At 67.1% G+C, this 20,224-nt stretch carries 20 protein-coding genes; 6 read left to right on the top strand and 14 right to left on the bottom strand.

Annotated features, from left to right (window positions below; translation table 11 throughout):
* Positions 1–39 precede the first annotated feature (39 nt).
* Both B7G54_RS25325 and B7G54_RS38755 read right to left on the bottom strand, forming a co-directional pair.
* On the bottom strand, positions 40–2,340 hold the full coding sequence (locus tag B7G54_RS25325) for an Orn/Lys/Arg family decarboxylase (RefSeq protein WP_085041545.1): 2,301 nt from the start codon (positions 2,338–2,340) through the stop codon (positions 40–42).
* Positions 2,341–2,551: 211 nt separating this feature from the next.
* Positions 2,552–2,746 carry a hypothetical protein gene (locus tag B7G54_RS38755; RefSeq protein WP_133059215.1) on the bottom strand — a complete coding sequence of 65 codons (195 nt, stop codon included), beginning with the start codon at positions 2,744–2,746 and terminating at the stop codon, positions 2,552–2,554.
* 102 nt (positions 2,747–2,848) lie between these two features.
* On the opposite strand from B7G54_RS38755, the gene B7G54_RS25315 reads away from it, so the two are divergent.
* Both B7G54_RS25315 and B7G54_RS25310 read left to right on the top strand, forming a co-directional pair.
* The gene (locus B7G54_RS25315; protein WP_165765619.1) at positions 2,849–5,032 is read left to right on the top strand and encodes an ornithine decarboxylase; all 2,184 of its coding nucleotides are present in this window, start codon (positions 2,849–2,851) and stop codon (positions 5,030–5,032) included.
* Between the two features lie 92 nt (positions 5,033–5,124).
* Positions 5,125–5,658 (top strand): hypothetical protein, encoded by a 534-nt coding sequence (locus B7G54_RS25310; RefSeq protein WP_085041585.1) that lies wholly within the window; start codon positions 5,125–5,127, stop codon positions 5,656–5,658.
* A gap of 61 nt (positions 5,659–5,719) precedes the next feature.
* Here B7G54_RS25310 and B7G54_RS25305 read toward each other — a convergent pair whose 3' ends face one another.
* The 3 genes from B7G54_RS25305 to B7G54_RS25295 all read right to left on the bottom strand — a co-directional run bounded on the left by B7G54_RS25305 (position 5,720) and on the right by B7G54_RS25295 (position 8,169).
* A complete protein-coding gene (locus tag B7G54_RS25305) occupies positions 5,720–6,877 on the bottom strand; it encodes an iron-containing alcohol dehydrogenase (RefSeq protein WP_085041544.1) in 1,158 nt (385 codons plus the stop codon).
* A complete protein-coding gene (locus tag B7G54_RS25300; RefSeq protein ID WP_085041543.1) occupies positions 6,874–7,209 on the bottom strand; it encodes a putative quinol monooxygenase in 336 nt (111 codons plus the stop codon). The genes B7G54_RS25305 and B7G54_RS25300 overlap by 4 nt, the downstream gene beginning before the upstream one ends.
* A 243-nt stretch (positions 7,210–7,452) precedes the next feature.
* On the bottom strand, positions 7,453–8,169 hold the full coding sequence (locus B7G54_RS25295; RefSeq protein WP_085041584.1) for an SDR family oxidoreductase: 717 nt from the start codon (positions 8,167–8,169) through the stop codon (positions 7,453–7,455).
* A gap of 132 nt (positions 8,170–8,301) precedes the next feature.
* Between B7G54_RS25295 and B7G54_RS25290 the strand changes: the two genes are divergently transcribed.
* Positions 8,302–9,267, top strand: a complete 966-nt coding sequence (locus tag B7G54_RS25290) for a LysR family transcriptional regulator (protein ID WP_085041542.1) — start codon at positions 8,302–8,304, stop codon at positions 9,265–9,267.
* 8 nt (positions 9,268–9,275) lie between these two features.
* Here B7G54_RS25290 and B7G54_RS25285 read toward each other — a convergent pair whose 3' ends face one another.
* Complete coding sequence (locus tag B7G54_RS25285; RefSeq protein WP_085041541.1) at positions 9,276–10,013, bottom strand: SDR family oxidoreductase; 738 nt, start codon at positions 10,011–10,013, stop codon at positions 9,276–9,278.
* Between the two features lie 103 nt (positions 10,014–10,116).
* Here B7G54_RS25285 and B7G54_RS25280 point away from each other — a divergent pair, with 103 nt between their 5' ends.
* Complete coding sequence (locus B7G54_RS25280; protein ID WP_085041540.1) at positions 10,117–11,073, top strand: LysR family transcriptional regulator; 957 nt, start codon at positions 10,117–10,119, stop codon at positions 11,071–11,073.
* Positions 11,074–11,225: 152 nt separating this feature from the next.
* Positions 11,226–12,614, top strand: coding sequence for a nucleobase:cation symporter-2 family protein (locus tag B7G54_RS25275; protein ID WP_085041539.1), 1,389 nt, complete (start codon positions 11,226–11,228; stop codon positions 12,612–12,614).
* A 165-nt stretch (positions 12,615–12,779) separates the two neighbouring features.
* On the opposite strand, the gene B7G54_RS39375 is transcribed toward B7G54_RS25275, so the two are convergent.
* Positions 12,780–13,133 carry a hypothetical protein gene (locus B7G54_RS39375; RefSeq protein ID WP_244289419.1) on the bottom strand — a complete coding sequence of 118 codons (354 nt, stop codon included), beginning with the start codon at positions 13,131–13,133 and terminating at the stop codon, positions 12,780–12,782.
* Positions 13,134–13,195: 62 nt separating this feature from the next.
* On the opposite strand from B7G54_RS39375, the gene B7G54_RS25265 reads away from it, so the two are divergent.
* Complete coding sequence (locus tag B7G54_RS25265) at positions 13,196–13,621, top strand: NUDIX hydrolase (protein WP_085041538.1); 426 nt, start codon at positions 13,196–13,198, stop codon at positions 13,619–13,621.
* A 77-nt stretch (positions 13,622–13,698) separates the two neighbouring features.
* On the opposite strand, the gene B7G54_RS25260 is transcribed toward B7G54_RS25265, so the two are convergent.
* From B7G54_RS25260 to B7G54_RS25230, 7 genes are all read right to left on the bottom strand, one after another.
* Positions 13,699–13,911, bottom strand: a complete 213-nt coding sequence (locus tag B7G54_RS25260; protein ID WP_085041583.1) for a hypothetical protein — start codon at positions 13,909–13,911, stop codon at positions 13,699–13,701.
* Between the two features lie 488 nt (positions 13,912–14,399).
* Positions 14,400–14,885 (bottom strand): hypothetical protein, encoded by a 486-nt coding sequence (locus B7G54_RS38750; RefSeq protein WP_133059214.1) that lies wholly within the window; start codon positions 14,883–14,885, stop codon positions 14,400–14,402.
* Between the two features lie 210 nt (positions 14,886–15,095).
* The gene (locus tag B7G54_RS25250) at positions 15,096–15,638 is read right to left on the bottom strand and encodes a glycoside hydrolase family 19 protein (RefSeq protein ID WP_085041536.1); all 543 of its coding nucleotides are present in this window, start codon (positions 15,636–15,638) and stop codon (positions 15,096–15,098) included.
* A complete protein-coding gene (locus B7G54_RS25245; protein ID WP_244289418.1) occupies positions 15,625–16,584 on the bottom strand; it encodes a bestrophin-like domain in 960 nt (319 codons plus the stop codon). The genes B7G54_RS25250 and B7G54_RS25245 overlap by 14 nt, the downstream gene beginning before the upstream one ends.
* Positions 16,581–17,639: a hypothetical protein gene (locus B7G54_RS25240; RefSeq protein WP_244289417.1), complete on the bottom strand. Its 1,059-nt coding sequence runs from the start codon at positions 17,637–17,639 to the stop codon at positions 16,581–16,583. Before B7G54_RS25240 ends, B7G54_RS25245 begins: the two co-directional genes overlap by 4 nt.
* A 34-nt stretch (positions 17,640–17,673) precedes the next feature.
* Complete coding sequence (locus B7G54_RS25235; protein WP_085041534.1) at positions 17,674–18,333, bottom strand: hypothetical protein; 660 nt, start codon at positions 18,331–18,333, stop codon at positions 17,674–17,676.
* Positions 18,334–18,409: 76 nt separating this feature from the next.
* On the bottom strand, positions 18,410–20,113 hold the full coding sequence (locus tag B7G54_RS25230; protein ID WP_165765618.1) for a S8 family serine peptidase: 1,704 nt from the start codon (positions 20,111–20,113) through the stop codon (positions 18,410–18,412).
* Positions 20,114–20,224: the final 111 nt, after the last annotated feature.

The raw sequence follows: 20,224 nt of genomic DNA, 5'->3' as shown, positions 1-20,224 counted from the left end.
ATCCTTCGATGTGAGGCCGCCGCACGGCCGGTCGCTCGTTCAGGCCGTCAGGCAGTACACGCGATACGTGCCGTCCTCGACTTCCACGCCGTGCGTGTCGTGCGCGAAGCCCGGGAAGCGCCGGTCGTACGCTTCGAGCGCCTTCAGGTAGCCGAGCACCGGGCCGCCGGCCGGCCCCGCGTTTTCGCCGGGCATCAGCAGCGGAATGCCCGGCGGATACGGCACGACGCCGGTGGCGACCGTGCGCCCGGCCAGCGCCTCGAGCGTGACCTGCTCGACACGGCCCCGCACCAGATGCTCGTACGCCCGCACCGGGCTCATCTCCGGCTTCGGCAGGATCGAGAATGCTTCCGACATCAGCCGCGTCGTGCCGAGTTGCTCCATCGCCGCGAACATCGTGTCGGCCAGGTCTTTCAGCCCCATGCCCGCATAGCGCGAACCATGCGCCTTCGCGAGCGACGGAATCGCCATGTCGAGCGGCAGGTTCGCGTCGTAGTCGCGCTTGAAGTCGCACAGCGCGCTGACGAGCGAGCCCCACTTGCCCTTCGTGATGCCGATCGAGAACAGGAACAGGATCGTGAAGTCGGTCGTCTTCTCGACGACGATCCCGCGTGCATCGAGATACGCGGTCACGACGCTCGCCGGAATGCCGACCGGCATCAGGCCGCCGGCCGGCGCGACGCCCGGCGTGACGATCGACACCTTGATCGGATCGAGCATGCAGTAGCCATCCTCGATATTGCCGAAGCCGTGCCATTGCGCGCCGGGGCGCAGCACCCAGCATGACGGGTCGCTCGCGAGCAGCTCGGGCGGCGCATCGTGGAACGGCAGCGTGCGGCCCGTGCGCGTCTCGAGCACGGTGTCGGGCTGCCAGCATTCGAAGAACCAGTCGCCCTTCGCGCCGAACTCGCTGTTCATCCGCGCGATCATCTGCCGGAACGCGACGGCCTCCTCGATCGACTCGTGCGTGAGCGCCGCGCCGCCGGGGCCGTCCATCATCGCGGCCGCGACGTCGTTCGACGCGATGATCGCGTAGTTCGGCGACGTCGACGCGTGCATCATGAACGTTTCGTTAAACTGACCATGCGGAATCGGGTTGCGGCCGTCGCGCACGTGGATGTACGACGCCTGCGACAGTGCGGTCAGCAGCTTGTGCGTCGACTGCGTCGCGAACACCGTCGGGCGGTCCGCACGATGATCGCGCGGGTCGCCGTGCATCGCATGGCGGTCGCGGTAGATCGGATTGAAACGCGCGTAGCCGTACCAGGCTTCGTCGAAATGCAGCCGGTCGACGCTTGCGCCGAGCAGTTCCTCGACGCGCGCGACGTTGTAGCACAGGCCGTCGTACGTCGAGTTGGTGACGATCGCATGCTTCGGCTGGCGGTCGGCGAGCCCGGCCGCGAGCGGGTTCGACGCGATCGCCTCGCGGATCGCCGCCTGCGTGAGACGCTCCGACGCGATCGGCCCGATGATCCCGTAGCGGTTGCGCGTCGGCACGAGGTAGGTCGGGATCGCGCCCGACATCGTCATCGCGTGTTCGGCCGACTTGTGGCAGTTGCGGTCGCACAGCGCGATCTGGTCGCGGCTCACGCTCGCCATCAGGATGATCCGGTTCGACGTCGACGAGCCGTTCGTCACGTGATACGTGCGATGCGCACCGAACACGCGTGCTGCGTAGCGCTCGCTTTCGCCGATCGGGCCCGAGTGGTCGAGCAGCGAGCCGAGCTCGCCGACCGAGATCGACAGGTCGGAGCGAAACAGCGCTTCGCCGAAGTATTCGAAGAATGCGCGGCCGACGGGCGATTTCAGGAAGCCCGTGCCGCCCGTATGGCCGGGCGTATGCCATGAGTATTCGTAGACGCGCGAGAATTTCGCGAGCGCGCCGAACATCGGCGGCAGCACGGTTGCGCGATAGCGTTCGATCGCCGCGTGGATGCGCCCGCCGATGAAGTCGGCCGTATCTTCGAGCAGCCACACGAAATCGTCGACCTGCCCCATCACCGCGGACGGCACCGTCGATGCGACGCTGCGGTCGGCCAGCAGGAAGATCGGCACGTTGCCGTTGCGATGCCGGATCGCGTCGACCACCGCCTCGGACGGGCCGTGGCCGTCCACGCCGAGATCCCAGTCGAGCAGCACGCACTGGATCGACGGATCGGAACGGATCAGCATGATCGCGTCGTCGGCCGAGGTTGCCGTGAGCACGTCGATGTCGCGCTGCGCGAGCTCCGCGCTCAGCGTGCGGACCGCGCGCCCGGTCGCGGTTTCCTGCGCGATCTCGTCGTCGACCAAAAGCGCGCGCATGCCGAGACGACGAATACCACCGACGGACGTATTCATGTTGTTGCCCTCGTTGTTCCGATGCTTCGTTCGGGTTATCCATCTCACGAGCACGCGGACAGCAGGCCACGGGCAGCGGCGTGAGACGCTCGCAAATCCGGTTTGATTCGCCATCCAATTCGGAGCCGACTATGCCATAGATGCCATTCGATGAAAAGCCGACGATTCGGAGAAACTGCCAATCGTTTTTAATTCCCATTTCACGATCGGTTCATTTTGATGTGCATTGCAGCACGCCATTCCCGATTATCCGATCGCTCCCATCCCGCACCGGGATCGTCGATTCCGTTCGATTGAATTCGCCCCGTTTTGTTGCTACGATCGGCAGCGCCGTGCCTTGACCGGCGGCGGTTTCGCTTTGCCACACAAGGCTTCTTCGTGCGGCGCGCCATTCGGCATTCAGCATTCGCGGGAGCGTTTCAATCGGCTGCGGCACGTGTCGGATTACGTGGATTACGCGCCCGTGCGAATGCGGCTCCCGTTTCCGCACATTGACGGGAGAGTTCGCGTGAGCCTGTTGAAAATCGCAGTCGAGCCGGCGCTGATTGGCGCCTTCCTCACCACGCACGAACAGGTCGACGTATTTCAGACCGACTTCACGAATATCGCGGCCATCGTCGTCGGCATCGATTCGGCACAACAGGTGCTGAAAACCGTCGCAAGAACCGGGTTCGCGATTCCGTTCTTCGTCGCGGTCGAACCCAACCAGGAAGTGCCGCCGTCGATCCTGCCGAGTGCGAGCGGCGTGATCCAGCTGCGGCACGGCGGGCGTCACTACTACGGCCGGCAGATCTCCGCCGCGGCCGACATCTACAGCGAAAACCTGCTGCCGCCGTTTTTCAAGGTGATGCGCGACTACGTGCAGCGCGGCTACGTCGAGTTCGACTGCCCCGGCCACCAAGGCGGCCAGTTCTTCTCGAATCATCCGCTCGGCCGGATGTTCTTCGACTTCTTCGGCGAGACGATCTTCCGCGCCGACCTCTGCAACGCCGACGTCCGGCTCGGCGACCTGCTGATCCACGAAGGCCCGGCGCTGGAAGCGCAGCGCAACGCCGCGCGGATCTATAACGCGGACAAGACCTGGTTCGTGCTGAACGGCACGTCGACGTCGAACAAGGTCGTCACGAGCGCGTTGCTCGCCCCTGACGATCTCGTGCTGTTCGACCGCAACAACCACAAGTCGGTACACCTCGGCGCGCTCGTGCTGTCGGGCGCGCGGCCGGTTTACCTCGAGACCGCGCGCAACGCGTGGGGCCTCATCGGCGGCGTCGACAGCGCGGCGCTCGACGAAGCGCGCATTCGCGACGCGATCCGCGACGTCGCGCCGGAGCGCGCCGACCGGCCGCGCCCGTTCCGGCTCGCGGTGATCCAGCTCGGCACCTACGACGGCACGATCTACAACGCGCGCGAGATCGTCGACCGGATCGGGCATCTGTGCGACTACATCCTGTTCGATTCGGCGTGGGTCGGCTACGAGCAGTTCATCCCGATGATGCAGGACTGCTCGCCGCTGATGCTCACGCTCGGCCCCGACGATCCTGGCATCTTCGTCACGCAGTCGGTGCACAAGCAGCAGGCCGGCTTCTCGCAGACGTCGCAGATCCACAAGAAGGACAGCCACATCGAAGGCCAGAAGCGCTTCTGCGATCACCGGCGCTTCAACAACGCGTACATGATCCATGCGTCGACGAGCCCGTTCTACCCGATGTTCGCGGCACTCGACGTCAACGCGCAGATGCATGCGGGCCCGGCCGGCAAGCGCCTGTGGCGCGACTGCGTCGCACACGGCGTCGATGCGCGCAAGCTGCTGCTGAAGACCTGCCGCCAGATTCGACCGTTCGTTCCGCAGAGCGTCGACGGCCGCCCGTGGGCCGACTACCCGACCGAGCAGATCGTCGACGACCTGCGTTTCTTCCGGTTCCACCCGTCCGACGCGTGGCACGGCTTCGAAGGCTATGCGGACGACCAGTACTTCGTCGACCCGTGCAAGCTGCTGCTGACGACACCCGGCATCGATCGCGACACGCATGAATATGCGCCGTTCGGCGCGCCGGCGCCGATCCTTGCGCGCTACCTGCGCGAGCACGGCGTCGTGCCCGAGAAGGCCGACCTGTACACGATCCTGTTCCTGCTCACGCCTTCGGAGAGCTTCGGCAAGCTGCAGCATCTGGTCGCGCACCTCGCGCAGTTCGAACGCCACCTCGACCAGGACACGCCGCTGCGCGAAGCGATTCCGTCGCTGTGCGAAGCGTATCCGGAGCTGTACGGCAACATGCGCCTGCGGCAACTGTGCCAGCGGATGCACGACTTCTACCGCAGCCACGACATGAAGCGTCTGCAGAAGCTGATGTTCCGGCGCGCGCAGTTCCCGAAGCAGGCGATGCTGCCGCAGGCCGCGAATGCCGAGCTGATCCGCAACAACGTCGAGCTCGTCACGCTCGATCGCATCGAAGGCCGGATCGCGACGGAAGGCGCGCTGCCCTATCCGCCCGGCATCTTCTGCGTGGTGCCCGGCGAGGCATGGGGCGGCCCGGCGCTCGACTACTTCCGCGCGCTCGAAGCCGGGATCAACGCGCTGCCGGGTTTCGAGCCGGAGATCCAGGGCGTGTATCTGCAAACGCTGCCGGACGGCACGAAGCAGGCATCGGCATACGTGGTGGCGGCGGCCGGCGCCGACGCATCACGCGCGTAAGCCGGCCGGTGGCGGCATGGCCCGTGCATCGTGAATGCGCCGATGCGCGCTCCTCGTCGAGCACGCAGCCGGCGTGTATCATCGCCGCCATCATGCCCATCCGTTCGCTCCGTCCGCTGCTGACCGCCGCCGCATTCTCCGTCTCCATTGCGTCATATGCGCAACAGGTCGGCGTCGTCGCGTTCGGTGTCTACTACACGCCGAATACGCACCTGGCGGCAGGCACATCGCTGCAGATCCTGCCGGACGACGACAAGGGCATCGCGCACTGCTGCGCCACGATCACCGGGCCTGCGAGCAAGCCGGCCAATCAGATCTTCGACAACCTGCACGACGACCGGCACGAGGGCCGTGCGATCGCCGCGTATGCACTGTCGCTGCCGAAGTCCGTGCCGGCGGACACGAGCGGCTTCGGCGTCGCCGGCGACGCCCGCTTCGTGCGTCAGGGGGCCCGCCCGGAAGCCGTACTCGACGGCGGCCTGCAACTCGCGTTCTCGACCTGCACGTCGGCGGAAGGCACGCACTATCTCGGACGCAAGGTCGCCAACGGCAAGTTGCTCGTGCACCTGTATCAATACTTCGACGGCGACCTCGAGCCGACCTGCAAGGATCGCGACCTGAAGTAACGCGGTGCGGCAGGCAAATGACAGCGCGCCGTCGCCTGCTTGCCGTCGAAGCGCCACCGCATCACCACGCCTGCCGATAGATCGCCAGCGCGTCGGCCTCCGTCACCTCGCGCGGATTGTTCACGAGCAGGCGCGTCTGCAGCATCGCATCCGACGCCATCCTCGGCAGGTCGCCCTCTCCGATGCCGACCTCGCGCAGCGTGCGCGGGATGCCCGTCGCGACGATCAGCCGGTCGATCTCGTCGATCAGCGCGTGCGTGCGCGCCTCGTCGCTGCCCGTCGCCGACGGCGCGACGATCGCCGCGAGTTCCGCATACAGCGGCGCGGCGGCCGGTGCGTTGAAACGCAGCACGTGCGGCAGCACGAGCGCATTCGACAGCCCGTGCGGCACATGGAAGATCCCGCCGACCGGATAGGCGAGCGCATGCACGGCCGCGACCGGCGCATTCGCGAACGCCTGCCCCGCGAACATCGCGCCGACCAGCATCGCCTCGCGCGCATCGCGGTTGCTACCGTCGTCGCATGCCGCGAGCAGGTTGCGCGACAGCAGCGTCAGCGCGTGCACCGCCAGCATGTCGGACACCGGGTTCTTCAGCCGCGCGGACGTATAGGCCTCGATCGCATGCACCATTGCGTCGATGCCCGTCGCGGCCGTCGCTGCGCGCGGCAGGCCGAGCGTCAGTTCGGCATCGAGGATCGCGACATCCGCGAACAGGTGCGGCGACACGACCCCCATCTTGCGGGCCTCGCCGACCGTAACGATCGACACGGCCGTCACTTCGGAACCCGTGCCGGCCGTCGTCGGCATCTGCACGAGCGGCAGCCGCGCGCTCGTGACCTTGTCGACGCCGTACATGTCGGCCAGCACCTGCTGCCCCGGCACGAGCACCGCGATCAGCTTCGCGACGTCCATCGACGATCCGCCGCCGAGGCCGAGCACGATCTCGGCATCGGCCGCGACGGCCCGTTCGGTCGCTTCCAGCACCACGTGCTCGGGCGGATCGGCGATCACGTCGTCGATCACGGTGACTTGCCAGCCGTGCGCGGCGAGGCTCTCCAGCGCGGGCGCGAGCACGCCGCTGCGATGCAGGAACGCATCGGTGACGACGCACAGCCGCACGCGCGCCGGAAAGCGTTCGCGCAACAACGCGCCGAGCCGGCGCGCGGCGCCGAATTCGACGATCTGGGTCGGAACGGTACGGAATTGGAACGGGTTCATCGGGTGCCTCCCGGTGGCGTCGCCGTGCCGGTGTCCGGCTGCACCATGTAGCGCGACACGTCGCGGCGATCGAGCAACGGAAATATCGCGCCGATCCCGATCCGCTGGAAATGCGGCGTTTCCCGATGCACGTCGAGGCCGTCCTCTTCGCGGTAGCGTTCGAGGATCACGATGTGATCCGGGTCTTCCGGCGACCGGAAATACGCGTAGTCGAGATTCTTCGGCTCGGTGCGTGTCGCGGGCGCGAGCTCGGCGAGCAATTCGATCACGCGATCGCCGTTGCCGGGTTTTGCGTAGAAATGCGCGATGACCTGCAGGTAGGGTTCGTTCATGTTGCGCTCCGTGTTCGACTGGGGGCAGTCATGACGGGGGCGCACGCAATGCGCGGCGAACCGGAAGGATTCGAACGCGACGGCGCAACGCCGTGTCGCTGGCTGGTCGTCGCATTGTATTGAATCGGCGCGGCCTTCGCAGCGCCGCCGCCGCGCTGCGAAAAACATCGTGGATCCCGCGCCCCGTTCACGGCACGGCGGATCGACATCGGCCGCTGCCCGCGCGATGCGCCGCTGCGCCGACTACCACGGCACCGTCCTTCCCAGATAGTCGAGATACTCGAGCCCCGGGCGCCCACGCTTGGCGAGCAACACGTCGACGAGGCTCGGTACGCTTTCCTCGATCGTCAGGCGCGCATCGGGCCCGCCCAGTTCCGTGCGGACCCAGCCGGGCGCCATCAGCACCATCGCCCGCCGCGTATCGGCCTGGCGTGCCGCGAAACTGCGCATGAACTGGTTCAGCGCGGCCTTGCTGCCGCGGTAGACCTCGCGCATTCCGCCGACGTTGTTCGCCACGCTGCCCTGCCCCGACGACATCGCGCCGATCAGGCCGTCCGCGGTCACGAGCGCCTGCAGCGTCTCGATCACGCGCATCGGCGCCAGCGCATTCGTGATCATCACGCGCACGAATTCGTCGGTCGTCACTTCGCCGATCGTTTCGGTTGGCTCGTTCGTCGTTCCCGCATTCACGAACAGCATGTCGAAGCGCCGGCCCGACAGCCGCTCGCGCAGCGCGGCCAGTTGCGCCGGCTCGCAGATGTCGAGCGTCTCGATGTCGAGCCGGCCGTCGAACCGGCCGGCGAGGTCGTGCAGCTTCGTGTGCCCCGATCCTTCACGCACGGTGCCCGTTACGCGCCACCCCTGGTCCAGGAATGCCTCCGCCATCGCGAGCCCGAGGCCGCGCGAGGCCGCGACGAGCAGGATCGCGGGTACGTTCTGGCTCGATTCAGTCGATTGCATGGTGTCCGCCTTTGCCGGTTTCGTCATGCGCCCACTATAGGCGGGCATCCAGACAGGCACCAGACGCACTGAACTCAATCGATAGTTGCATCGAACGCCATGCCAAACCGTGCGGAGGCGTATCCTGTCGCCATGGAAGACATCGACCTGAACCTCGTCACCGCGCTCGACGTGCTGCTGTCGGAAGGCAGCGTGACCGGCGCCGCGCGCCGGCTCGGCCTGAGCACCTCCGCGATGAGCCGCACGCTCACGCGGCTGCGGATCTCCACCGGCGATCAGTTGCTCGTGCGCGCCGGGCGCAAGCTCGTGCCGACGCCGCACGCAGCCGCACTGCGCGACCGCGTGCACGCGATCGCGAGCGATGCGCGCGCGGTGCTGCAGCCGGCAACGGCCGACGTGGACATGGCGACGCACACGTCCACGTTCACCCTCCGCGCAGCCGCATCGTTCATGGAAATGCTGTCCGGCCCGGTGGTCGCCGCCCTCGGCGAAATCGCGCCGCAGGTGCGCATCCGCTTCGTCCCGAAGCCCGACCGCGATCCGCAGGCGCTACGCGACGGCGCCGTCGACCTGGAAATCGGCAAACGCGGCGACGATGCACCCGAACTGCACACGCGCCTGCTGTTTCACGACTGGCACGTCGCGGTGGCACGCGCCGGGCATCCGCTGTTCGCATCGGGCAGGATCACGCCCGCGCGCTACGCGGCCTGCCGTCACGTGATCGCGTCGCAGCTCGGCGATTTCGGCGGGCCGGCCGACGACTCGCCCGACAGGCCCCGCTCGGGCCACACCGTGCACGTCGTCGTACCGGGCTACCCCGATGCGATGCGGGTCGCGGCCAGCACCGACCTGATCGCGCTCGTGCCGCGCTCGAGCCTCGGCAACGCGTTCTCGCCGGGGCTCACGGAGGCCCTCGGGCTGCGCCGCTTCGAGATTCCGGTGCGCCTGCCCGAGATCCTCGTTTCCGCGCTGTGGCATCCGCGCATGCACGGCGACCCCGTGCATCGCCGCCTGCGCGATGCGGTCATCGCCGTCTGCCAGCGCGCGTATCCGGATGCCCGCCCGGCGCGCCGAACCGGTACGCGCGCGTCAGGCTGACGCGCGGCTCAGACCAGCCGGCCGCCGCCGTCGATGTGCAGGATCTCGCCATTCATGAAGCCGTTGCCGAACAGGAATGCGATCGCTTCCCCCACTTCATCGGCACGCCCGACACGGCCGCCCGGCAGTGCCGACGCGGCGCCCGCGAGGATCGTGTCGCGTGCTTCCGGGCCGAACGCGTCGTACAGCGGCGTCTCGACGAAGCCGGGCGCGACGACGTTCACGCGAATCGGCTTCAGTTCCAGCGCGAGCGATTGCGCCAGCGCCTCGACGCCGCGCACGGCGGCGGCTATGACGGACGTGCCCTGCGCGGCCGGACGATCCGACAGTTGCCCGCCGGTCAGCACGATCGAGCCGGTCGCGGGCATCAGCGGCAACGCGGCCCGAATCGCGTAGACCGGCCCGGCAATACGCTCCTGCAACGCGGCGAGCAGATGATCGGGATCGGTTTCGTTCAGCTTGCCGGCAATGAACCGGCCGGCCGTGACGACCAGGTGATCGACGCGCGTGATCGTGTCGAATACGGCCTGCACCGCATGCCGGTCGGCGATGTCCGCCACGGCGACACGCGCGCCGCCGATCGCTTGCGCGGCAGACTCGAGCTTCGACCGGGTCCGGCCGACCAGCGTGACGCCGGCGCCTTTCGCCTTCGCGGCGGCCGCTGCCTCGAGGCCGATTCCGGAGCTCCCGCCGAATACCACGACGTGCGCACCGTCCAGTGCAGAAGATTGCGTTGCCTCGTTCATGTCGGTTCCTCATCAGGGATTGAAGGTTCGCGAACGTTAGGTCATTCTCCATTGCACAGGAACGTGGGAGACTTGAATAAGGTTCATGCCATAAAGGAATGAGATGGATTCACTGCGATCCATGCGCGTGTTCGTCCGCGCCATCGAGCTCGGCAATTTCACGGCGGTCGCGCGCGAGGAAGGCACCGGCCAGCCGACGATCAGCAAGATCGTCGCCGCGTTCGAAAAGGAACTGGGCGTTCGCCTGCTCGAACGCTCGACCACGAGCCTCGCGCCCACCGACGAAGGCCGCCGGTTCTACGATCGCTGCAAGCGCGTGATCGACGAATACGCGAGCGCGGTGGCGGAGGTGCGCGGGCAGACGGTGCGGCCGGTCGGCAAGCTGGTCGTCAATGCGCCGCTGGGGCTGGGCGAGCTGAGGCTGAACGCGCTCGTGCTTGAATTCCTCGCCGCGTGGCCGGAAATCGAGGTCGAGCTGCAATTGACCGACCGCGTGATCGACCTGGTCGAAGAAGGCGTCGATGTCGCCATTCGCCTCGGCCACCTGCTGCCGCCGGATGCGGTGGCGCGCCACATCGCGACGTCGCCGCGCCTGCTGGTCGCCACGCCGGAGTATGTGTCGCAGGCACCGAGGCTTCGCCGGCCGGAAGACCTGGCGAAGCACGAGTATGTCGGCTACGCACGCGCGGACATCGGCAACGAACTGACCTTCGCCCGCGGCGACGAGCAGGTCGTCGTTCCGGTGCATGGCCGGTATCGCGTGAACAGCTCGATGGCGCTGCGGGAATGCTTCCTGGCCGGGAACGCGGTGGGCAGCGGGCCCGCGTGGCTCGTTCAGGACCTGATCGACAACGGGCAGCTCGTCCGGTTGCTGCCGAAGTGGGACATGGTGCCGCCGCATGCACTGTACGTCGTGTACGCATCGCGCCGGTATCTGCCGCTCCGGACCCGCACGTTCCTGCAGTTCATGGAGCGGCAAATTCCCGAGCTGCCCGGGTTCCGTGCGACCGCCGCCGCGAGCACCACCCCGGCCGCGGCCGCATCGCGGCAGGCCCGCTGACCGACGGGCGCAGCGGTCACAGCCAGCCCGGACGCCGATCCGCCACCGTTTTCCCGATCCGTCGAATCCCCGCTATCGCAGCGCGCCCGGGCGGCGCCGGCGGGCCCTTCGGCTAAAATGCCGCACTTTCCACCTTGTCCGGCCCGCTCGCCATGCAACCCGCCTCCTCCGCCCAACCCGCCGCCCACGGCGCCGATGCCGCAGATTCGGCCCGCGACCTCGTCTACGGCCCGAACGACCGGCCGGCGCCGATGGTCGCCTTCGTCGCCGCGCTGCAGCACCTGCTGGCGATCATCGTGCCGATCGTCACGCCCGGCCTGCTGATCTGCCAGGCGCTCGGCGTGTCGAGCCGCGATACGACCCTTATCGTGTCGATGTCGCTGGTGATTTCCGGCATCGCCACCTTCGTCCAGTGCAAGCGCTTCGGCCCGCTTGGCGCCGGCCTGCTGATCGTCCAGGGTACGAGCTTCAACTTCGTCGGCCCGCTGATCGCCGGCGGCAGCCTGATGGTCAAGCAAGGCACGCCGGTCGAAACCGTGATGGCCGCGATCTTCGGTGTCGTGATCGCCGGGTCGTTCGTCGAGATGGCCGTGTCGCGCATCCTGCCGTTCGTGAAGCGCCTGATCACGCCGCTCGTCACCGGCATCGTCGTGCTGCTGATCGGCCTCACGCTGATCAAGGTCGGCCTCATCAGCATGGGCGGCGGCTTTGGCGCGATGGCCAAGGGCACGTTCGCGAGCGCGGAGAACCTGACGCTGTCGGGCCTCGTGCTCGGCACGATCATCCTGCTGAACCGCGTGCCGGTCGTGTGGGTGCGCAGCACCGCACTCGTCATCGCGCTCGTCATCGGCTATCTCGCGGCCGCGTTCCTCGGCCGCCTCGACTTCACCGGCATGCACCAGGCCGCGCTGTTCCAGGTGCCGACGCCGCTGCACTTCGGCATCGGCTTCTCGTGGTCGCTGTTCGTGCCGATGCTGATCATCTACCTCGTCACGTCGCTCGAAGCGATCGGCGACGTCACGGCCACCAGCAAGATCTCGAACGAGCCGGTCGAAGGCCCGGTATGGATGCAACGGATCAAGGGCGGCGTGCTCGTCAACGGCGCGAACTCGCTGCTGGCCGGCGTGTTCAACACGTTCCCGAGCTCGGTATTCGCGCAGAACAACGGCGTGATCCAGATCACCGGCGTCGCCAGCCGCTACGTCGGCATCTGGATCGCGGGGATGCTCGTGGTGCTCGGCCTGTTCCCGGTCGTCGCCGGCGTGCTGCAGGCCGTGCCGGAGCCCGTGCTCGGCGGCGCGGCGATGGTGATGTTCGGCGCGGTGGCCGCATCGGGCATCAACATCCTCGCGGGCGTCCATCTCGATCGTCGCGCGCTGCTGATCATCGCGGTGTCGCTCGCGCTCGGCCTCGGCGTGTCGCAGGTGCCGGACATCCTGAACAGCCTGCCGCACGCGCTGAAGAACGTGCTCGAATCGGGTGTGGCGACGGGCGGCATCTGCGCGCTCGTGATGAACTGGTTCCTGCCGGAAAAGAAGTAACCGGATGAACCGCACGACGCGCGGTGCGCCTGACGGGCCGCACCGCGCGTCGTACCAGTCGGCACCCGTGGCTCCCGGTGCAGGCAACATAATCGGCGCATCGCCAACCGACCGATTCCGGTCACGCGCCCCGTTTCCCCGACCGCGCGCAGCGCCGCGCCACACTCAAAACCGCTCGTCCGCTATCGCCGGCATCACCCGCTCCCGTACGAACGCGGCATCGGACACATGCAGCAGCGTACGCACGACAGCCACCACGTCGCGAATCGGCACCAGCCCGCCATCGCCGCGCGCCGCGGCCTCTTCGACCGGAACGGACAACGCATCGTCGGTGTTCAGGTTGCCGAGTTGCAGGCACGTGAAGGCCGTCGCCGCCCAGAAGCCCACGTTGCAGATCGGCACGTCGAACGCGGACGGCGCGGCTGGCGCAATCCGCGCGGCGGCTTCGGCAAGCGGCGCCATGTCGGCCTCGATCCACTGAAGCGCGACACCGGGCGGCAACCCGCGTGTCGACGGCAATCAAAAGTCAAACCCGGTCAGGCGGCCTTGGCCGATCGATTTGTGCTGGTTAGAATCCCACCATGCCCAAAGCGCCCGCCCCCAACATCGCCCCCGAAGCGAGCGCCGTTCCGGTCAAGGAACGCGCGACCGTCGTCTGCTACCGCGGCGAACAAGTACTGCTCGTCGCCCGTGCCGCGTCGCGCTGGGCCCTTCCCGGCGGCACGATCAAGCGCGGGGAAACACCGCTCGAAGCCGCACATCGCGAGTTATCCGAAGAAACCGGCATGACTGGCCAGAATCTCGTGTACTCGATGCAGTTCACCGGGCTCGCCAAGATACATCACGTGTTCTTCGCTGGAGTCGCCCCTGACCAGACGCCGCAAGCGAACAACGAGATCGAGAAATGCAAGTGGTTTCCGATCGACAGCGTCGACGGATTGCGTGCCAGCATTCCGACGAAGCGCATCGTCGAACTCGTTTATAAGCACGAAATCACCAAGACGTAGCGCGCTACGGACGCGCGCACCCATGAGCCGGCGGGCCGGCTCAAGTCGCCTTTCGTGGATCCGCGACGCGCGAACGCTCAGTGCGCGCGCTTTCTGCGTAATTCGCGTGTGGAATAGACGACCACGAAGATGCCCAGCATCGCAACGCCGGACGCCATGAAGTCGTTCGCGCTTCCCGAGCTGTGCAAGGACGCCGGGAAGATGCCGAGACTCAATCCTGCGGCAGCAAGAAGCAATCCTGCCGCCACGCCCCAGATCGGTCCGGCGGTCCTTTCGATTTTATTTTTCATACAGCACCCGTCTACAGTCATTACCTGAACGGTATCGGCAAGGAACGCCGCGCCTACCTTCAGTGATTCCACTATAGCCCGGAAAAAATTCGCAAACTTTTAGTGCTTTTCCCGATCAAGATTTTCCGATCCCGACCGCGAGGTACCGTTCGGATCGCGCAACATGATGCCGGCAGCACCCGATACGGGCGACGGCCCATCGCGAGCAACACATCGCTCGACTACCCGGCCGACGGAACCTCATTTGCCAGGTTCCCCCGCGACGGGCCACCTCTTCGTGTCCGGCTCGCTCCGATTCGGCGCCACATCCAGAGCTGTCCGCCAGCCGGCTCGCCGAAGTCGCCCGCCCGCACCGGAGCGGCTTCAGCGTTCAACCCCGTGCCGCCGATCGAGCGGTGTGTGCGGCCGTCGTCCTTGCCGCACATTCGAGCAAGCGCGTCGTTGGTTGCCGGCGAGCCAAAACACGGTGACGACGCCGGCAACTCGTCTCATTGAAGCGGCCGATTCGCCAGATCGCCCAGGCTGGCTTGTGCCTGTCCGACCCTCGCAAGCACGCCAGGATCGTTCGGTACGTCGAGCCGCGTTCCTCGCGCGTCGCCGGACGATGACGACTTGAACAGGTTTTCCTCCCAGTCGCAGATCGCATAAACGCTGTCGCGAATCGACGTGTCGAAATCGGCCGGGTCGGTCGGCAAGCCAAGCGCAGGTCGCCCTATCCGATGCAACAGACCGGACACGTTGGCAACGGCTTGCCTTCTCGTTACGCCAATGACGTAATTGTCGGCAATATTCTTCATGATCCAGTTGTACGGAACGTAGTGTTTCAGCGGGCCGCTGTTTTCTCCATCCGTCTTCGTGTAGGACGGGTTACTCACCGGACGGTCGAGCACGACGTTACCGATCGTCTCGTCAAGCCAGTCTCTCGCCTGATCGTCATGGCCGAGATGTTTCCGTGTTTGAGGCGTGAATGTCATGATATGTGATCCTAATGAATTATTGGCCCCTCGGAGGCAAATCTGGAATTGCGGGCGGCGCATATCGTCAACGCGACACCATGCTTCCGGAACGCAGGCATGCCTCCAGGGCAACCGGAATAAGGAAAGCGTATGGACGTTCCACTCTGGTTCACGTGTTCATGATATTGCCCTCCGTTGGTTGGTCAGTCTTCACTGCATGCCGCACGCTCACAGGCACATCACCTTCTTCGCGATCGCCCATCGGCGCATCCGGTCTTCGAGTCCGTTCACACCGCCGTTGATGCGTCGCGTCAGCAACGCAAAATCGCCCGAATCGGCGATCGCGTTGCAGCCGTGCCGCGCCCACCACCAGGCCGCCGAACGCGCGGCCAGCGGCTCGTGCTCGAGGCGCTCCGGCTCGCGCTCGAGATCGGCGCCGAGTGCGTTGCCGCATTCGCGATAGTTCGCACGCCCCGTGATCTGAATGAGCCCGCGCCCGAGGAAACGCCGGCCGTCGCCCGGCTGAACGTTGCCGAGCATCGCAGCCTTGCGCGACGGCGGTTCATAGGCGCGCTGCGCGGCCGTCGGCCCCCACAGCTCGCGCGTGAGCGTGAAGCCGAGCGTCTCGTGGCCCGTTTGCGCGACGAACGCCGCCATACGCGCGGGGGTCGAAATGCCGAACTCCGCCATCGCGGCGGCAAGCGCCGGATGCCACCGTTGCGCGAGCGCGCCGGATAGCGCGGCGGCAGCCTGGAATTCATCGAGCGTCATCGTGTTCTCCTTGCGGCGCATGGGTGGGCCGGACGGTCGCGAGTGCGCCCGGCGGTGATGAATCGGTCGGGACAGGCGCCGCAGCGCCACCGTCGATGCGCGTCCTCGGCGGATTGCGCGGCGACGCTGGCGTGTCGCGCGATGCAGCCGACTCGCGGCGCTGCGATTGCGCGTCCATCGCAGCGACAATCACGCGTAGCGGCTCCGGCTTGACGCTGACTTCGCCCGCGAACGGACGGTCGACGGCAAGCACGAAGAAGAACGCGAGGCCGAGCGTGAGCGCCCAGCTCGTGACGAGTGCGATGTTGAAGCGCGTGCCCGGGAGGATGTAGAGAAGCAGAAACGACACGACGCTCGCGAGCACCACCACACCCCACAGCGTGGCCGGCATCGCGACGTCGAGCGTCAGCAGGCGCTGTTCGCGATGCTTCGCCATCTCGTTCATCCGCGCGAGCACCTCGCCGAGCAGCACCCGCTGCCGCTCGCTGCGCGGCTCGATCCGGTTGGCCATGTCGAACAGGCGATCGAAGCGGGCCGCCGCCTGTGCATCGGCACTCGCGTGCTGCTGCATCTTCGGCCACTCGTAACGGACGACACCGTCGAGATAGGCACGCAGCGCCCCCGATGCGGCATCGGCAACCGGGTCGCCGAACGCAGCGAGATCGCGCGACAGCTCACCGGCCGCGGTCGCTTCTGCGTCGACCGTACGCTCCGCGCCGTTGTATGCGTCCCACACGCTGATCGCCGAAAACGCGACGAGCAACGAGTTGATCGTCGTGATGACCGACACCATCGTGATCGCCATCCCCCGCTGCTCCGGCAACAGGTCGACGGGCAGGATGCGACGGAACAGCGCGTAGCCGCCGAGCGCAGCCGCGACGGTCGCGATCACGACGAACGCCCCCATCAGCCACGATGGCCAGTTGTAGAGAAAGAGCATGGTCATTCCCCGATTGCGTTTGCGCCGTCGCGACGCCCTGCCTGCGGCACATCCGCCGACAGCATCGCGCGCGTGAATTCGGCGAGCCGCTGCTTGACCGCATCGGCCGGCATCCCCGCTTCAAGCGATTGCTGAAGCCGCAGCAGATCCGCCGCGAGTTCGCTTTGCCATTGCACACGCTCGGTCGCCGCATGGGCGCGATGCGCTTCGAACGTCGCCTGTGCGGCGGCTGCCGTATCGCCGCGCACGAGCGTCTCGAGCGTCTCGACGAGCCGGTGCAGCAGCCGATGCACGGCCGTCGCGGAAAACCCGCCAAGCATCGCAAGCGCCGGCTTGCCGAAGCTGCGCATGCTGCCGCCGTCGTACAGGTGAGGCGGCAGCAACTCGACGAGGATCAGGCCGGCGATCACGCCGAGAATCAGCCGCGCGCCGTACGACGCGTCGTACTTCGGGTCGTAGGTCGAATTCGCGACGTAGCGGTGAGCCTGGAACAGCGTGGCAAACGACGCGCCGAGCCCCGCGCAGAACAGCAGGAACAGCGCATTCCACAACAGCCGGGTGCCGTGCGAATCGAGAAACCCCTGATCGATGTTCGCAACCGACACTTCCGGCGACAGCGACGTCGCGATCACGGCGACCAGGAACGTCGCGGCGGAAAGCGTCAGCGCGCGAATCAGCGGCACGGGTCCGAGCCACGCGAAGCGCGAGCGGACGCGCAGTTCGCGGTCGAGCAGCGTGATGGCCTGCGGCGTCGCCGGCGCGATCGCGACTGCAAGCCGGCGATGAATCGCGGCAAGCGCGTACGATGCGCCGTGTACCGACGACGCGTCGTAGGCGGCGGTGTCGGCCACGGTATGCGACACCGCCGCCATCAGCATCGACAATTGCGCGATCAGGTCGGGGGCGACGGCAATCCCGTGCTGCAGCGCGTAGCGCGCCATCGCATTGCATTCGGTCTGCAACTGCCCGACCAGATCGCGCGTCGACGGGGCCGCGTCAGCGCCGTTCGCTTCGGGCGGTGCGTCCGGCGCTGCCCGGAACCACGATCGATGCGTTCGCATGGCGATTCTCCAACGTGTCAGCTGGCAACGTGCGCTACAGCCGCACTTCGTCGCCGCAATTGCCGTCCGGCGCCATGACGAGCATGCCGCCCTTGTCGCGATACACGAACACGTCGGACCAGTCGCGCAGCCGGTAGCGCACCTCCGCGAGGCGTCCTTCGGGCGTGCACAGGAACTGCACGGACTTGTCCGCACCGAGGAAGAAATCGTGCAATTGCGCGTTCTTCAGCTCGTCGAGCCGCACCACCTTGTTGTCGTGCTCCCCCAGGTAGCGGCCGAGATTCGTGAGGCCGACCGCGCGCGCCATTGCGGCGAGCTCGGCGGCATAACCGGCAGGCGCGTATCCCGTGCAGCTCCCGTAGCGATTCCAGTGCTGCTGGAAGGCGTCGGCGCTCGCCGGCGCGATATACGGCGCGGCTTCGTCGGACAGCGTGCCGGCCGGCACCGGCGTCGTGTCGCAGTCGCGCCGCGGCGTGTACAGGCCGGTCGCCGTGATCCGGATCGGCGCGCCGTCCGCGGCCTGGCGCGCGGACGGCGGCTGGCCCGCCGTGCACGTCTGGGCGCCATCGCCGCCGACGCACTCGCCGAGCTTCCAGGACAGCACCAGCGTCCAGTTCTGCGCGTGCGCGCCGACGCAGGTCAGAATCAGGCTGGCGGCACAGGCAGCCCGGGTAATGCGCAACAGGATCGACATGATGCGTTTCTCCTCGTGTGTGACGACTTGCGCCGGCCGACGGAATCGGCCGGCGGCCGGCGCGGCACGCGCGCCGTCAGCGGCCCGCTTGCTGCAACAGCTGGCGAAGGTTCTGGAAGCGCGGCAGGCCTGCGCCGAAGCGGTTCGTGACGTCGTACTGCATGATCGGCGTGCAGATCATCCGGATCAGCTGAAACAGCGCGGCGACGCGTTCCGGCCGGCGCGGCCCGAGATGGCCGGCGATCTGCGGATCGCTCACCAGCAGCGCCGCGAGCCCCGTGATGTGCGGCGCCGCCATCGACGTGCCGGATTCGGCATTGAACGCCGCACCCGGCACCGTCGATACGACGCCCACTCCCGGCCCGCACACGCCGATCTGCGGACCGTGGCACGAGAACGTCGGCGAGAAGAGGCCGTCAGCCGTCGCAGCCTGCGCGACAATTTGCGTTTGCTCCCACGTGTTGACGGGCAACTCGCGATGCAGACCCAGCGCCGATACCGCGAGCACGTACGGCGACGACGCCGGGTACTGGACCGGGCCGCCCGAATTGCCGGCCGCGACGATGCAAGCGACGCCGGATTGCACGGCCTCCATCAGCTTCTGCTCGACGGCGAGCGACGCCTGCGGTGCGCCGAGGCTCAGGTTCACGACGTCGATGTCGTGGTCGATGCAATAGTCGAGCGCCTGGATCAGCGTACTGAACTGGCCGCCGGGGAAGATCTTCAGCACATGGATCTCCGCATCGGGCGCGAAGCCACGCATCGCCATCTGCGCGTCGGCGGCCTGCGGACTGATGCGCGCGGCGATCACGCCCGCGCAATGCGATCCGTGGCCGATCACGTCGTTCTTCCAGGTATCCGGGTTCTGGTCGTTGGTCAGATCGGCGCCGCGCACGATATGGTTCAGCAGCGGATGCGACGCGTCCGCCCCCGAATCCACGATCGCGACGCGGACGCCCCGCCCTGTCGTCGTGGCGGGAAGCTCGTCGAGGCCCATCAGGCGCTGCCCCCACCCGAGCGGAGCACGCGGCGGAACGTTCGGGTTCGGCTGGGACAACGGCGTGAGCCGCACCACGTTCGCCTGGTCGCTCGACAGCAGCGGCGCCGACAGGTAGACATTCCAGTACGTGTGGGACGGCCGCACCGCCAGCGACTGGAGCGGACCGGGCGCCATCTGCGCGACAGCCAGGGTCGTTTCGCCTCGCGCGTCGGTGGTACCGCTCACCGGGAAGCCGTCGCCCGTGAGCGTCACCGGAACGCCGGGCTGGGGTTGATCGTCCGCACCCAGCACGCGGATCGTCACCGGGCGCAGGATCGTCGACGCGATTGCCGCCTGCGGACGAAGCTCGGCGCCGGATTCCTGTACCGGCTTTTTCCCGTAACCGAGCGGATGGTCCTCCTCGACGATCATTTCCGGCGGCGCCGTCGCCTGCAGCAGTTGCGCGTGTGCGGGGTCCATCTTGACGACGTACGTGTCGGTCGCTTCGTCCGGCCGCGCGGACATCATCTGCGCGTTCTTGTGGCTGTTGATCACGCGCACGACTTCGACGCCGGGCAGCCGGCCGACCGCATTGTCGAGGTCGTGCGCCGACATCGGCGTCACTGCGGCCTGGCGAGCGAGCGCGCCGCGCCGCGGCGCAATCAGATACTGGCGCTTGCCGCTCGTCACATGAACCGCATCGTCGGCCGAATCGGGCGGCATGACATCCGGTGCGGCGGCGACATCGTCCGCCGGCACGGCTGCCGCCTTCGCGGCGGTTGGCTTCTTGTCCTTGTCCATCGCAATCTCCTTCGCGGCGCGACACTCGAGGCACGCCATGGGTCAGTCGGTCGCAAGCGACGGACGCGCATCCCGAAACGACCGGATCGTTGCGCAACGGCGTCCGTCGAG

It is taken from the genome of Burkholderia puraquae, from assembly GCF_002099195.1.
In the GTDB taxonomy this organism is placed as follows: domain Bacteria; phylum Pseudomonadota; class Gammaproteobacteria; order Burkholderiales; family Burkholderiaceae; genus Burkholderia; species Burkholderia puraquae.
Note: the sequence above shows the minus strand (reverse complement) of the source record. Positions and strands in the feature narration are given on the sequence as shown.

Excerpts from the sequence above, each read along its gene's own strand:
- B7G54_RS25295 (WP_085041584.1), bottom strand. The coding sequence starts at position 8,169 with ATGCAATCGACTGAATCGAGCCAGAACGTACCCGCGATCCTGCTCGTC.
- B7G54_RS25280 (WP_085041540.1), top strand. The coding sequence starts at position 10,117 with ATGGATTCACTGCGATCCATGCGCGTGTTCGTCCGCGCCATCGAGCTC.
- B7G54_RS25285 (WP_085041541.1), bottom strand. The coding sequence starts at position 10,013 with ATGAACGAGGCAACGCAATCTTCTGCACTGGACGGTGCGCACGTCGTG.
- B7G54_RS25290 (WP_085041542.1), top strand. The coding sequence starts at position 8,302 with ATGGAAGACATCGACCTGAACCTCGTCACCGCGCTCGACGTGCTGCTG.
- B7G54_RS25310 (WP_085041585.1), top strand. The coding sequence starts at position 5,125 with ATGCCCATCCGTTCGCTCCGTCCGCTGCTGACCGCCGCCGCATTCTCC.
- B7G54_RS38755 (WP_133059215.1), bottom strand. The coding sequence starts at position 2,746 with ATGCTGAATGCCGAATGGCGCGCCGCACGAAGAAGCCTTGTGTGGCAA.
- B7G54_RS25305 (WP_085041544.1), bottom strand. The coding sequence starts at position 6,877 with ATGAACCCGTTCCAATTCCGTACCGTTCCGACCCAGATCGTCGAATTC.
- B7G54_RS25300 (WP_085041543.1), bottom strand. The coding sequence starts at position 7,209 with ATGAACGAACCCTACCTGCAGGTCATCGCGCATTTCTACGCAAAACCC.
- B7G54_RS25245 (WP_244289418.1), bottom strand. The coding sequence starts at position 16,584 with ATGACCATGCTCTTTCTCTACAACTGGCCATCGTGGCTGATGGGGGCG.
- B7G54_RS25275 (WP_085041539.1), top strand. The coding sequence starts at position 11,226 with ATGCAACCCGCCTCCTCCGCCCAACCCGCCGCCCACGGCGCCGATGCC.
- B7G54_RS25230 (WP_165765618.1), bottom strand. The coding sequence starts at position 20,113 with ATGGACAAGGACAAGAAGCCAACCGCCGCGAAGGCGGCAGCCGTGCCG.
- B7G54_RS25235 (WP_085041534.1), bottom strand. The coding sequence starts at position 18,333 with ATGTCGATCCTGTTGCGCATTACCCGGGCTGCCTGTGCCGCCAGCCTG.
- B7G54_RS25260 (WP_085041583.1), bottom strand. The coding sequence starts at position 13,911 with ATGAAAAATAAAATCGAAAGGACCGCCGGACCGATCTGGGGCGTGGCG.
- B7G54_RS25325 (WP_085041545.1), bottom strand. The coding sequence starts at position 2,340 with ATGAATACGTCCGTCGGTGGTATTCGTCGTCTCGGCATGCGCGCGCTT.
- B7G54_RS25240 (WP_244289417.1), bottom strand. The coding sequence starts at position 17,639 with ATGCGAACGCATCGATCGTGGTTCCGGGCAGCGCCGGACGCACCGCCC.
- B7G54_RS25265 (WP_085041538.1), top strand. The coding sequence starts at position 13,196 with ATGCCCAAAGCGCCCGCCCCCAACATCGCCCCCGAAGCGAGCGCCGTT.
- B7G54_RS38750 (WP_133059214.1), bottom strand. The coding sequence starts at position 14,885 with ATGACATTCACGCCTCAAACACGGAAACATCTCGGCCATGACGATCAG.
- B7G54_RS25250 (WP_085041536.1), bottom strand. The coding sequence starts at position 15,638 with ATGACGCTCGATGAATTCCAGGCTGCCGCCGCGCTATCCGGCGCGCTC.